11 protein-coding genes are annotated in these 13,277 nt (G+C 52.6%); 8 read left to right on the top strand and 3 right to left on the bottom strand.

Features of this window, described 5'->3' with window-relative positions:
- Positions 1 to 17 precede the first annotated feature (17 nt).
- From infB to QWJ20_RS07490, 8 genes are all read left to right on the top strand, one after another.
- Complete coding sequence (infB, locus tag QWJ20_RS07525) at positions 18 to 2,720, top strand: translation initiation factor IF-2 (RefSeq protein ID WP_095701569.1); 2,703 nt, start codon at positions 18 to 20, stop codon at positions 2,718 to 2,720.
- A gap of 74 nt (positions 2,721 to 2,794) precedes the next feature.
- Positions 2,795 to 3,193 (top strand): 30S ribosome-binding factor RbfA, encoded by a 399-nt coding sequence (rbfA, locus tag QWJ20_RS07520; RefSeq protein WP_039485963.1) that lies wholly within the window; start codon positions 2,795 to 2,797, stop codon positions 3,191 to 3,193.
- The gene (gene truB / locus QWJ20_RS07515; RefSeq protein ID WP_433992203.1) at positions 3,193 to 4,137 is read left to right on the top strand and encodes a tRNA pseudouridine(55) synthase TruB; all 945 of its coding nucleotides are present in this window, start codon (positions 3,193 to 3,195) and stop codon (positions 4,135 to 4,137) included. The genes rbfA and truB overlap by 1 nt, the downstream gene beginning before the upstream one ends.
- A 122-nt stretch (positions 4,138 to 4,259) precedes the next feature.
- Positions 4,260 to 4,529, top strand: a complete 270-nt coding sequence (gene rpsO / locus QWJ20_RS07510; RefSeq protein ID WP_010279698.1) for a 30S ribosomal protein S15 — start codon at positions 4,260 to 4,262, stop codon at positions 4,527 to 4,529.
- Between the two features lie 249 nt (positions 4,530 to 4,778).
- Entirely contained in the window at positions 4,779 to 6,899 is a 2,121-nt protein-coding gene (gene pnp / locus QWJ20_RS07505) for a polyribonucleotide nucleotidyltransferase (RefSeq protein WP_095993646.1), read from the top strand.
- A gap of 140 nt (positions 6,900 to 7,039) precedes the next feature.
- On the top strand, positions 7,040 to 7,924 hold the full coding sequence (gene nlpI / locus QWJ20_RS07500) for a lipoprotein NlpI (protein WP_010279700.1): 885 nt from the start codon (positions 7,040 to 7,042) through the stop codon (positions 7,922 to 7,924).
- 105 nt (positions 7,925 to 8,029) lie between these two features.
- Entirely contained in the window at positions 8,030 to 8,107 is a 78-nt protein-coding gene (gene yrbN, locus QWJ20_RS07495; RefSeq protein WP_099606227.1) for a protein YrbN, read from the top strand.
- Positions 8,100 to 10,010: a DEAD/DEAH family ATP-dependent RNA helicase gene (locus tag QWJ20_RS07490; RefSeq protein WP_433992202.1), complete on the top strand. Its 1,911-nt coding sequence runs from the start codon at positions 8,100 to 8,102 to the stop codon at positions 10,008 to 10,010. Before yrbN ends, QWJ20_RS07490 begins: the two co-directional genes overlap by 8 nt.
- A gap of 91 nt (positions 10,011 to 10,101) precedes the next feature.
- On the opposite strand, the gene QWJ20_RS07485 is transcribed toward QWJ20_RS07490, so the two are convergent.
- The 3 genes from QWJ20_RS07485 to ubiU form a co-directional block, all read right to left on the bottom strand.
- Entirely contained in the window at positions 10,102 to 11,109 is a 1,008-nt protein-coding gene (locus QWJ20_RS07485; RefSeq protein ID WP_174868564.1) for a luciferase-like monooxygenase, read from the bottom strand.
- 166 nt (positions 11,110 to 11,275) lie between these two features.
- Positions 11,276 to 12,154, bottom strand: a complete 879-nt coding sequence (locus QWJ20_RS07480; RefSeq protein ID WP_433992201.1) for a U32 family peptidase — start codon at positions 12,152 to 12,154, stop codon at positions 11,276 to 11,278.
- Positions 12,155 to 12,165: 11 nt separating this feature from the next.
- Entirely contained in the window at positions 12,166 to 13,161 is a 996-nt protein-coding gene (ubiU, locus tag QWJ20_RS07475; protein WP_095993649.1) for a ubiquinone anaerobic biosynthesis protein UbiU, read from the bottom strand.
- Positions 13,162 to 13,277: the final 116 nt, after the last annotated feature.

The following is a 13,277-nucleotide window of genomic DNA, read 5'->3' as shown; positions in this document are numbered from 1 at the left end:
AGCAGGAAAGGAACAGCATGACAGATGTAACCGTAAAATCGCTGGCCGCAGAGATTCAAACTCCGGTTGACCGCCTGGTACAGCAGTTTGCTGATGCGGGAATGACCAAGTCTGCATCGGACTCTGTGACCCAGCATGAAAAAGAAACGTTATTGGCGCATTTGAACCGCGATCGCGGTAATGCGCCGAGTAAATTGACGTTGCAACGCAAAACGCGTAGCACGTTAAATGTCCCTAGCACCGGCGGAAAAAGTAAGTCGGTGCAGATCGAAGTCCGCAAGACACGCACTTATGTAAAACGCGATCCGATTGATGCCCAACAGGCAGAAGAGGAAGAGCAGGCACGGCGTGAAGCGGAAGAACAGGCACAACGTGCCGCTGAAGAGCAGGCTAAACGCGAGGCCGATCTGCGCGAAGCTGCTGAGAAAGCGAAGCGTGCTGCCGACGAGCAAGCCAAACGTGAAGCCGCTGAAAAAGCTAAGCGTGATGTAGCGGAAAAAGAAAAAGTGACGAACCAACAAAACGAAAATATGACCAAGCCGGCTCAGTCTGAGAAAGCGAAACGCGAAGCGGAAGCTGCCGAACTTAAGCGTAAAGCAGAAGAAACTGCACGTCTTAAGGTTGAAGAAGAAGCTCGCCGTATTGCTGAAGAAGCTCGCCGTATGGCTGAAGAAAATGCAGGGCGCTGGGAAGCGGAAAGCGCGACTAAACCTGAAGAATCTGCTGATTATCATGTGACGACGTCTCATCATGCCCGCGAAGCGGAAGATGAAAACGACCGTCAGGTTGAAGGTGAGCGCCGTACCCGTACTCGCGCTGCCAAAGTTACCAAGCAGAAGAAAGGTAATCGCCAGTCTGAGTCCAAGGCTGACCGTGAAGAAGCGCGTGCCGTTACCCGTGGTGGTAAAGGTAAACGTAAGCCAAGTACACTGCAGCAGAGCTTCAATAAGCCCGCTCAGGCCGTTAACCGTGATGTGGTAATCGGTGAAACGGTTACCGTTGCTGAACTGGCTAACAAAATGGCAGTTAAAGGCTCTCAGGTCATCAAAACGATGATGAAACTGGGCGCAATGGCAACAATCAACCAGGTCATCGACCAGGAAACCGCGCAACTCGTGGCGGAAGAAATGGGCCATAAAGTCATCCTGCGTCGTGAGAACGAGCTGGAAGAAGCGGTAATGAGCGACCGTGATATGGGTGTTGCGGCAGAATCGCGCGCGCCAGTCGTGACCATCATGGGCCACGTTGACCACGGTAAAACCTCTCTGCTCGACTATATCCGTTCAACCAAGGTAGCAGCAGGTGAAGCGGGTGGTATTACCCAGCACATCGGTGCTTACCACGTTGAAACCGACAACGGTATGATTACGTTCCTGGATACACCGGGACACGCCGCGTTTACCGCAATGCGTGCTCGTGGTGCTCAGGCTACGGATATCGTGGTACTGGTTGTGGCGGCGGATGATGGCGTGATGCCTCAGACCATCGAAGCGATCCAGCACGCGAAAGCCGCTCAGGTTCCGGTTGTTGTCGCAGTAAACAAAATCGATAAGCCTGATGCCGATCCAGATCGTGTGAAAACCGAACTGTCTCAGTACGGCATCATGCCGGAAGAGTGGGGCGGTGAATCTCAGTTTGTTCACGTATCAGCTAAAGCGGGTACGGGGATCGATGAACTGCTGGATGCGATTCTGTTGCAGGCCGAAGTTCTGGAACTGAAAGCGGTCCGTAGCGGCATGGCGAATGGTGTTGTGATCGAATCCTTCCTGGATAAAGGTCGTGGCCCGGTTGCAACCGTACTGGTACGTGAAGGTACGCTGAATAAAGGCGACATCGTTCTGTGCGGCTTCGAATATGGCCGTGTCCGTGCGATGCGTGATGAATTGGGTCGTGAAATCACGTCCGCAGGTCCTTCTATTCCTGTAGAAATTCTCGGTATGTCCGGTGTTCCTGCCGCAGGTGACGAAGCGACGGTTGTTCGTGACGAGAAGAAAGCACGCGAAGTGGCCTTGTATCGTCAGGGTAAATTCCGTGAAGTTAAACTGGCTCGTCAGCAGAAATCTAAACTGGAAAACATGTTTGCCAACATGACGGAAGGTGAAGTTTCTGAACTGAACATCGTTCTGAAATCTGACGTTCAGGGTTCTTGTGAAGCGATTTCCGATTCACTGCAGAAACTGTCTACTGATGAAGTGAAAGTGAAGATCGTCGGCTCCGGTGTGGGCGGTATCACAGAAACGGACGCTACGCTGGCAGCAGCATCGAATGCGATTATCCTTGGCTTTAACGTTCGTGCAGATGCATCAGCTCGCCGCGTCGTTGAAGCGGAAAGTCTGGATCTGCGTTATTACTCCGTCATCTATGATTTGATCGACGAAGTGAAACAGGCGATGAGCGGTATGTTGGCGCCGGAATATAAGCAAGAGATCATCGGTCTGGCTGAAGTGCGTGACGTCTTTAAATCACCGAAATTTGGTGCCGTCGCGGGTTGTATGGTGACTGAAGGTATCGTTAAGCGTCACAACAAGATCCGTGTACTGCGTGACAACGTGGTTATCTATGAAGGCGAGCTGGAATCTCTGCGCCGCTTCAAAGATGACGTTGGCGAAGTCCGTAACGGCATGGAATGTGGTATCGCTGTGAAGAACTACAACGACGTTCGTCCTGGCGATATGATCGAAGTCTTTGAAACGATTGAGATCAAACGTACGATCGCATAATCCGTTTTCAGCGACGATGTAAGTTATTAGTAAGGGGGGCCTAGTGCCCCCCGATTTTTACTTGAGGATTTATCATGGCAAAAGAATTCAGCCGCACCCAGCGCGTCGCGCAGGAAATGCAAAAAGAAATCGCCATTATTATTCAGCGTGAAGTGAAAGATCCGCGTATCGGCATGGCGACCGTCTCCGGTGTGGAAGTGTCTCGCGATCTGGCGTATGCCAAGGTTTTTGTGACCTTCCTGAATGATAACGAACCAGAGCAAGTTCAAATAGCAATAAAAGCACTGCAGGATGCGTCTGGCTTTATCCGTAAGCTGATTGGCAAGGCAATGCGCCTGCGTGTTGTTCCAGAATTGACCTTCTCCTACGACAACTCATTGGTTGAAGGGATGAGAATGTCCAATCTGGTGACCAATGTGGTCAGAAACGATACGGAACGTCGTCCTGTTACGGGCGAAGATCAGGAGGATTAATGAGCCGTCCTCGCCGCCGTGGCCGTGATGTACACGGCGTATTGTTATTAGATAAGCCGCAGGGCGTGTCGTCTAATGATGTTTTGCAGAAAGTAAAACGGATTTTTAACGCGAACAGAGCGGGCCATACGGGGGCGTTGGATCCATTAGCAACCGGTATGCTGCCGATTTGTCTTGGGGAAGCGACGAAGTTTTCCCAGTATTTGCTGGATTCTGATAAGCGCTACCGTGTTATTGCTCGCCTTGGGCAACGGACTGACACCTCTGATGCCGATGGCAACGTGATTGAAGAGCGTGCGATTGGTTTTTCTGCTACGGATTTGGAGCAGGCGCTGGAAGGCTTTCGTGGTACTACGCAGCAAGTGCCGTCCATGTACTCGGCGCTGAAATACCAAGGGCGCAAGCTGTATGAGTATGCCCGTCAGGGGCTGACGGTTCCACGTGAAGCACGTGAAATCACCGTTTACGAACTGCAGTTCATTCGCTGGGAAGGTGATGAACTGGAGCTAGAGATTCACTGCTCGAAAGGGACGTACATCCGTACCATCATTGACGATCTGGGCGAAAAGCTGGGCTGTGGTGCACATGTGATTTATCTGCGTCGTTTGCAGGTTGCTACGTATCCTACCGAAAGAATGGTGACGTTGGAGCAGTTAGCGGCTTTGGCCGAGCTGGCTCAAACACAAGAAGACCCACTTTCGCTGAGTCTTGATCCGCTGCTCATGCCGATGGAAAGCCCAGTTATTGATTTTCCCGAAGTGAATTTGACGCCGATTGTTGCTGGCTATTTGAAGCTGGGGCAAGCGGTTCAGGCCGCGAATGCGCCATTGAACGGCATGGTGAGAATCACCGAAGGTGACGAGCACAAATTTATTGGGATGGGCGAAATCGACAGCGATGGCCGCGTTGCGCCGCGTCGTTTGGTTGTTGAGTTTCCAGTGTAAACCCGCCCGTTGCTGCCTTGCTATCGCAGAACGCTGAGGGTAGAATAGCGCGGCTTGACTATTGGGTGGCTGAATTAGAGATCGGCGCCTGTTTTTTTATCTATAATGTTTGGAGTATTACAATGTCTCTAAGTGTTGAAGCTAAAGCTAAAATCGTAGCAGACTTCGGTCGTGGCACTAACGATAGTGGTTCTACTGAAGTTCAGGTTGCTTTGCTGACTGCGCAGATCAACCATCTGCAAGGCCACTTTTCTGAGCACAAAAAAGATCACCACAGCCGTCGTGGTCTGCTGCGTATGGTTTCTCAGCGTCGTAAGCTGCTGGACTACCTGAAGCGTAAAGATGTAGCACGTTACACCAGTCTGATCGAGCGTCTGGGTCTGCGTCGCTAAGTCTTCTGTGTTTCAGTGGGAAGGGGCCTCTTTTGGCCCCTTTCTTCTAGGAAGCGTTAGCAAAACAGAGTAGTGTATTGTTGTTAATATGATCTTTCATTACAGAGGTTCGCGCGGCTAATGAGAGGCTTTATCTGCATAAGCAAGATAAGGGTTGTCATTAGTCGTGAGAATGTAGTGCAAAGGTCGGGAGTTCACTGGCGCGTTTATCTTGAATACGTGTAGCGCGCCCCAGCTAAGGACATAATTTTGCTGAATCCGATCGTTCGTAAGTTCCAATATGGTCAGCATACCGTCACGTTAGAGACCGGTATGATGGCACGCCAGGCTACCGCCGCTGTGATGGTAAGCATGGATGACACCGCGGTATTCGTTACCGTTGTAGGCGCTAAAAGTGCTAAGCCGGGTCAAAGTTTCTTCCCGTTGACGGTTAACTATCAGGAGCGTACCTACGCTGCTGGACGTTTCCCTGGTGGTTTCTTCCGTCGTGAAGGCCGTCCAAGTGAAGGCGAAACGCTGACTTCTCGTCTGATTGACCGCCCGATTCGCCCTCTGTTCCCAGAAGGTTTCCTGAATGAAGTTCAGGTGATTGCGACCGTTGTTTCTGTTAACCCACAGGTTAGCCCTGACATCGTTGCCATGATTGGTGCCTCTGCGGCGCTGAGCCTGTCTGGTATTCCGTTCAACGGCCCTATCGGTGTTGCGCGTGTTGGTTACCTGAACGACCAGTATGTCCTGAACCCAACGATGGACGAGCTGAAAGAAAGCCGTCTGGATCTGGTGGTTGCAGGTACGGAAGGCGCGGTTCTGATGGTGGAATCTGAAGCTGAGCTGCTGAGCGAAGATCAGATGCTGGGTGCGGTGGTGTTTGGTCACGAGCAACAGCAGATCGTTATCCAGAACATCAACTCACTGGTTGCTGAAGCGGGCAAACCGAAGTGGGAATGGCACGCGCCAGAAGTTAACGTTTCTTTAGAGCAGCGTGTACAGGCTTTGTCTGAAGCACGTCTGGGTGACGCTTACCGCATCACTGAAAAACAAGAGCGTTATGCACAAGTTAATGTCATCAAAGCGGATGTTGTTGCTGCTCTGCAGGCTGAAGACGAGACCCTGAGTGCGGGCGATATCCAGGAAATTCTGGGTGACGTTGAGAAAAATGTCGTACGTAGCCGCGTGCTGGCTGGCGAACCGCGTATCGATGGCCGTGAAAAAGACATGATTCGTGGTCTGGATGTGCGTACTGGCGTACTGCCGCGTACTCACGGTTCTGCACTGTTCACCCGTGGTGAAACGCAGGCGTTGGTAACCGCAACGTTGGGAACTGAGCGTGATGCGCAGAACATCGACGAGCTGACTGGCGAACGTACCGATCGCTTCCTGCTGCACTACAACTTCCCTCCGTACTGTGTTGGTGAAACGGGTATGGTCGGTTCGCCTAAGCGTCGTGAAATCGGTCACGGTCGTCTGGCTAAGCGTGGCGTGTTGGCCGTTATGCCTAAGGCAAACGAATTCCCGTACACCGTGCGTGTCGTGTCTGAAATCACAGAATCCAACGGTTCTTCTTCCATGGCGTCTGTCTGCGGTGCTTCTTTGGCACTGATGGATGCAGGCGTGCCAATTAAATCAGCCGTTGCGGGTATCGCGATGGGTCTGGTGAAAGAAGGCGATAACTTTGTTGTTCTGTCCGACATTCTGGGTGACGAAGACCACCTGGGCGATATGGACTTCAAAGTTGCCGGTAGCCGTGAAGGTATCACTGCGCTGCAGATGGATATCAAGATCGAAGGGATTACCCGTGAGATCATGCAGGTTGCTTTGAATCAAGCCAAAGGTGCACGTTTGCACATTCTGGGCGTGATGGAGCAGGCGATCAGCTCACCGCGTGGTGATATCTCTGAATTCGCACCGCGTATTCACACCATCAAGATCAGTACCGATAAGATTAAAGACGTGATCGGTAAAGGTGGTTCTGTGATTCGTGCGCTGACGGAAGAAACGGGCACGACCATTGAAATCGAAGACGATGGTACTGTGAAAATCGCTTCAACCGACGGCGAAAAAGCGAAACACGCAATTCGTCGTATTGAAGAGATCACTGCCGAAATCGAAGTCGGCCGTGTGTATCAGGGTAAAGTTACCCGCATCGTTGATTTTGGTGCTTTCGTCGCTATTGGCGGCGGCAAAGAAGGCCTGGTGCACATTTCTCAGATCGCCGACAAACGCGTAGAGAAAGTGACTGATTACCTGCAAATGGGTCAGGAAGTGCCGGTCAAGGTTCTGGAAGTCGATCGCCAGGGCCGCGTGCGCTTAAGCATCAAAGAAGCAAATGCGCAAACTCAGGAAGCGGCAGCCCCGTCTTCTGAGGAATAACGACTGTTAGAAAACGGTCTTATGGCACCTTGCCTGATTATCATGGCAAGGTGCTGCGTGTATCGTAAGGGAATGGATGCTCTTACGTTGAGCGGTCCGGGACAGGATGTTCATCCAATGTTTGTCTTCGGGAGTGGGAAATGAAGCCTTTCTTGCGCTGGTGTTATGTTGCAACAGCACTCATGCTGGCAGGATGCAGCAACACTGATTGGCGTAAAGACGCAGTATTGGCGATTCCGTTACAGCCTACTTTGCAGCAGGAAGTGATTCTGGCACGCATGGAACAAATCCTTGCAAGCCGGGCATTAACCGATGATGAGCGAGCACAGCTATTATATGAGCGCGGAGTGCTGTATGATAGTCTCGGGTTACGGGCATTGGCGCGGAATGATTTTTCACAAGCGCTGACGATCCGCCCTGATATTCCAGAAGTTTTTAACTATTTGGGTATCTATTTAACGCAGGCAGGCAATTTTGATGCTGCCTATGAAGCGTTTGATTCTGTACTAGAGCTTGATCCAACTTACAATTATGCGCGTTTAAACCGGGGCATCGCTTTGTATTATGGCGGTCGCTACCTGTTAGCGCAGGATGATCTGCTGGCGTTTTATCGAGACGATCCGAATGATCCTTTCCGTTCGTTGTGGCTGTATCTTGTGGAGCGAGAAATCAATCCAGAGACGGCCAAAATTGCGTTGAAGAAACGCTATGACGACGCCAAGAAAGGGCCTTGGGGATGGAATATTGTCGAATTCTATCTGGGCAGTATCAGTGAAAAAACACTGATGCAGCGTTTACAGGTAGAAGCTACGGATAACACTTCGCTCGCTGAGCATCTCAGTGAAACTGACTTCTATTTAGGTAAGCACTACCTAAGTCTGGGGGACAAGAACACCGCTTTGGCGCTGTTCAAGCTGACGGTTGCCAACAACGTCCATAACTTTGTTGAGCACCGCTATGCATTGTTGGAATTGGCGCTATTAGGCCAAGAGCAAGACGACCTATCAGGATCGGACCAGCAATAGCTGACGAACACTTAATCAGCCTGAAAAAACTTCGGTTATCACCTTCGCGGGTGAGGGCTTTTTTGTTCGCTTTTTAATCCAATTTGAGCCGGTTCACACTTTTCAATGAAAATGACTGAAAATTTTCACGACGAGTTATGTAGACTGGCCGCCATGTTTAATGAGGCACGTGTACATGACTGATTTATTTACTTCTTTTTCCGATTTGGGGCTGTCTGCTCCTATTATTAATGCCCTGACCGATCTGGGCTATGAAAAACCGTCGCCAATTCAGGCTGAATGTATTCCCCACCTGCTGAACGGTCGTGATGTGCTGGGTATGGCACAGACCGGCAGTGGTAAAACTGCGGCTTTTGCTCTGCCATTACTCAATAATTTAAAGCCTGAGTTAAAAGCGCCGCAGATGTTGGTGTTGGCTCCAACCCGCGAACTGGCTGTTCAGGTTGCTGAAGCCTGTAATGATTTTGCCAAGCATATGCATGGCGTTAACGTCGTTGCCCTGTACGGTGGCCAGCGTTATGACGTGCAACTGCGCGCTTTGCGTGGTGGAGCACAGATCGTTGTTGGTACGCCGGGCCGTCTGTTGGATCACCTGAAGCGTGGTACGCTGGATCTGTCCAACCTGAGTGGTTTGGTGCTGGACGAAGCCGATGAAATGCTGCGTATGGGCTTCATCGAAGATGTTGAAAACATCATGGCTCAGATTCCTGCTGCGCATCAGACTGCGCTGTTCTCTGCAACCATGCCGGAAGCGATTCGCCGCATTACGCGTCGTTTCATGAAAGATCCACAGGAAGTTCGCATTCAATCAAGCGTGACTACGCGTCCAGACATCAGCCAGAGCTACTGGACGGTGCAGGGCATGCGTAAAAATGAAGCGCTGGTACGTTTCCTCGAAGCGGAAGATTTTGATGCGGCGATTATTTTCGTTCGTACCAAAAACGCGACGCTGGAAGTGGCTGAAGCACTGGAACGTAGTGGTTACAACAGTGCTGCGTTGAACGGTGACATGAATCAGGCGCTGCGTGAACAAACGCTGGAGCGTCTGAAAGATGGTCGTCTGGATATCCTGATCGCAACTGACGTTGCTGCGCGTGGTCTGGACGTTGAGCGTATCAGCCTGGTCGTCAACTACGATATCCCAATGGATTCCGAGTCTTACGTCCACCGTATTGGTCGTACTGGCCGTGCAGGTCGTGCCGGTCGCGCACTGCTGTTTGTTGAAAACCGTGAACGCCGCCTGCTGCGCAACGTTGAACGCACAATGAAGCTGACGATTCCTGAAGTGGAATTGCCAAATGCAGAATTGCTGGGTCAACGTCGTCTGGCTAAATTTGCCGCTAAAGTGCAGCAACAGCTGGAAAGCAGCGATCTGGATATGTACCGTGCGCTGCTGACGAAACTGCAACCGCAGGAAGAGTTGGATGTTGAAACGCTGGCTGCTGCGCTGCTGAAAATGGCGCAAGGCGAACGTCCTCTGATTCTGCCACCAGATCCGGCATTCCGTCCGCGTCGCGAATACCGCGATCGTGATGAGTCTCGTAGTGATTCACGTGGCGATCGTCGCCGTGAACCTCGTGATTCCCGCGATTCCCGTGAACCCCGTGACGGTGACCGTCCACAGCGTCGCGAGCGTCGTGATGCGGGTGAGATGCAACTGTACCGTATCGAAGTGGGTCGTGATGACGGCGTTGAAGTTCGCCACATTGTTGGTGCTATCGCCAACGAAGGTGATATCAGCAGCCGCTACATCGGTAACATCAAACTGTTCGCGTCTCACTCGACGATTGAATTGCCGAAAGGTATGCCGGGCGACCTGTTATCACACTTCACCCGCACGCGTATTCTGAACAAACCAATGAATATGCAATTGCTGGGTGATGCAGTCGCACAGCCAGAACGTCGCGGTGGTGGTCGTCCTGCGGGTGCGGGCGGCGAACGTCGTGATGGCGCAGCGCCACGTCGCTCTTTCGGCGGTGGTGAACGCCGTGAAGGTAACGCTAACGGCGGTGAGCGTCGCGAACGTTCTTTCAATCGTGATGCAGCTGCACCACGTGCTCCACGTCGTCGTCCTGCTGACGCGTAAGCTACGATTGATTTAAAAAAATCTGCTGCAATATAAAACGACCCTGAACGGGTCGTTTTTTTTTGGCCAGAATAAACTCACTCGTTCGATATTACAGCGTCTGCCGTACATCCATTGCGATTTCAAACGATCGTAGTCGCGCCTGATGGTCAAAGATTTGGCCATTAATCATCACTTCATCCGCCTGCGTTTCACGCAAAAGGCTCTGCAATCCATGACGGACTTTCGCGCTATCGCCAACAATCGACAGCCGCAGTGCTTGCTCTGCCCCAAACTGCTCGGCAGGCGATCCGACCGTGTCGATATTTTCTACTGGGGCGGGCAGCGGGCCCGGCGTGCCACGGCGCAGATTGATGAACTGCTGCTGCATCGAGGTGAAGAGGAAACGTGCATCCCGATCGCTATCGGCCGCAACCACATTGACGCAAACCATCGCGTAGGGCTTGGCGTGGGTGGCTGAAGGGACAAAGTTTTCACGGTAGAGGCGGAATGCTTCCAGCAACATATCGGGGGCGAAATGGGCGGCAAAGGAGAAAGGTAAACCCAGTCTCGCGGCCAGCTGTGCGCTATACAGGCTCGATCCTAATAGCCAGATCGGAACGTGCAGACCTTGTCCGGGGACAGCCTGCACTGCCTGACCTGGCTGTGCATCGGCGAAATAGCGTTGCAGCTCCTGCACATCGCGTGGGAAATCTTCAATATCGGCATTGAGGTGGCGACGTAACGCCATCATGGTGCGCTGGTCGGTGCCGGGCGCGCGACCTAATCCCAAATCGATACGGCCGGGATACAGCGATTCCAGCGTACCAAACTGCTCGGCGATGACGAGCGGTGAGTGGTTCGGTAGCATCACGCCGCCGGAACCGAGGCGGATGCGCTGTGTTCCCGAAGCAAGATAGCCGAGAAGTACCGACGTCGCCGCGCTGGCGATACCTGTCATGCTGTGGTGTTCCGCCAGCCAATAACGGTGATAGCCCCATTTTTCTGTATGCTGCGCCAGATCCAGCGAGCGATGGAAGGCGTCACGTGCTGTCGCACCTTGCGGAATAGGTGCAAGATCGAGGACGGAAAACACGGCGGATTGAGAAGGTGTAGACATAATATGGCTCACTTTGTTGTTCACTGACTCCACCCATTCGGTGGATGCTAACGCCGTCAGTCAATGATGAAAGTCAGAGCAGTATGAGGGAATGTTGCAGTGCTATGTAATTCAAAAGGTGCGCTTAGGAAGGAAAGGGCGGCTGGCCGCCCTGATAGCAAATGAGTTACTGGACAAGCTCAAGGCCAGCGACGCGACGCCAGTAGCCGTTGCAATCTGCCTGATTTTCCAGCGTTAATGGCGCATTGCCTTGTTCGTTGGCGCGGAATTTATCCAGCATCGCCGGAGTGCTGATATCGTTCGGGGACAGCCGGACGATATCGACCAGATCCTGCATTGACGCCAATTCGTTGCCGAGATTGTAGCAATAGCCGCTTTGCGTCTGAATGCCGTTGAGGACAAACACCTGCTGGTTCTCCTGCGACAGCATTTTTCTGCCTTGCGGATAGCTGAGACAGCAGGTTTCGCATTCATCCTTCGGCCGATCTTCTGAACGGGCGGTAAAACAGCGGGCGGAATAGGCTAGCGGTAAATGGCCATAGCTGAGCACTTCCACTTCAAACTGATGGCGAAAGCCAAGCTCGTCACACTGATTCAGCAAATTTTGCAGCCAGTCTCGGGATAGCTCAACGGGCATGCACCAGCGCACCATACCTTGTTTATGCAGGACTCGCAGGGTGTAAGCGTTGTAGCAGTTGAACGCATGTCCGGCGACAAACGGCAGATTGCGTTCGGCGGCGATGTTAACTGCGCCCAGATCGTTCGCTTCCAGCAAGAACTCGCCGTTCTCCACATAGCGTTTTAGCTCGGTAAGTTCAGATGGAGCCTGTAAGAGCGCGAGCGTAGAGATCACCACCTGTTTTCCGCTGTTGGCGACCTCGCGGGCAACGTTGAACCAGTCTGCCACCTTCATCAGGCGGCGCTTGCTGCACACTGTTTCGCCGAGATAAATGATATCGGCGCTGCTGCTCACCGCGGCCTGATAAAACGCCTCAACGTCCTCTTTCGGCCAATAGTAGAGAATATTCCCTAATGCGTATTTCATGTGTTCTCCTGCTACTGCCATTTACGGTGATAAGCGCCGAGCGTGGTTTGCGTGCCTTCTGCCACCGCACCTAATGCATCCATCCAGGCCTGAGTGGGAACGAATGTCTCGGGATTGGCACGGCAGCGATCGATAGCCTGTCGCCATACCTGCGTAATCTGGCTAACGTAGGCCGGGCTGCGCTGGCGGCCCTCTATCTTCACGGAGGCAATATTGGCGGCCATCAATTCAGGCAGCAGCTCCAGCGTGTTCAGGCTGGTCGGCTCTTCCAGCGCATGGTAGCGCTGTCCATCGACTAAATAACGCCCTTTACACAACGTGGGGTAACCCGCGTTTTCATCGTCCTGATAGCGGTCGATCAGGATATTATTCAGGCGTGATTCCATACCGTTTTCCGTCTGTTGCCAGCGTACAAATCGCGCTGGTGAGCAGGCACCTACGGTATTCGGTGATTCACCGGTCAGATAAGAAGAGAGATAGCAGCGGCCTTCCGCCATGATGCACAGGCTGCCGAAGGCGAACACTTCGAGCGGCACGGGGCTGGTGCGGGCGATTTGCTTCACCTGATGAATGGACAGCACGCGCGGCAGCACGATGCGTGAGACATCGAAATGGCGATGATAGAAACGGATCGCTTCGGTGTTTGTCGCCGACGCCTGAACTGACACGTGACGCTCGATGTTGGGATAGCGCTCAGCGGCATATTCCAGCATGGCGATATCGGCGAGGATCAGCACGTCAGCCCCGATTTGCGCGGCCATATCCACGGCGCGCTGCCAGCGCTGATAGCCGTCCGGGTGCGCAAACGTATTGATGGCGATATGCAGCTTACGCCGATGGCGGTGCACGTACTCACGCGCTTCCTGTAGCTTCTTATCGGTAAAGTTCAGCCCGGCAAAATGACGTGCGTTGGTGTCATCTTTCAGGCCGATATAGACCGCATCTGCGCCATTATCGATGGCAGCTTTCAGTGCCGGCAGGTTGCCAGCGGGGCAAAGCAGTTCCATACACAATCCTTCATTAATCCCTTTGGAGCCGTAGCGGCTCGGTACGATCAATGATGTTCAGACTGACGATCGCGTTTATGACGGGCATTCTGCCTGCCACCCTTGCGGGTCGACGT

It is taken from the genome of Pectobacterium sp. S5 (genome assembly GCF_051707265.1).
Taxonomy (GTDB): Bacteria; Pseudomonadota; Gammaproteobacteria; order Enterobacterales; family Enterobacteriaceae; genus Pectobacterium; species Pectobacterium polare.
This window is presented reverse-complemented; position numbering and strand designations above follow the sequence as displayed.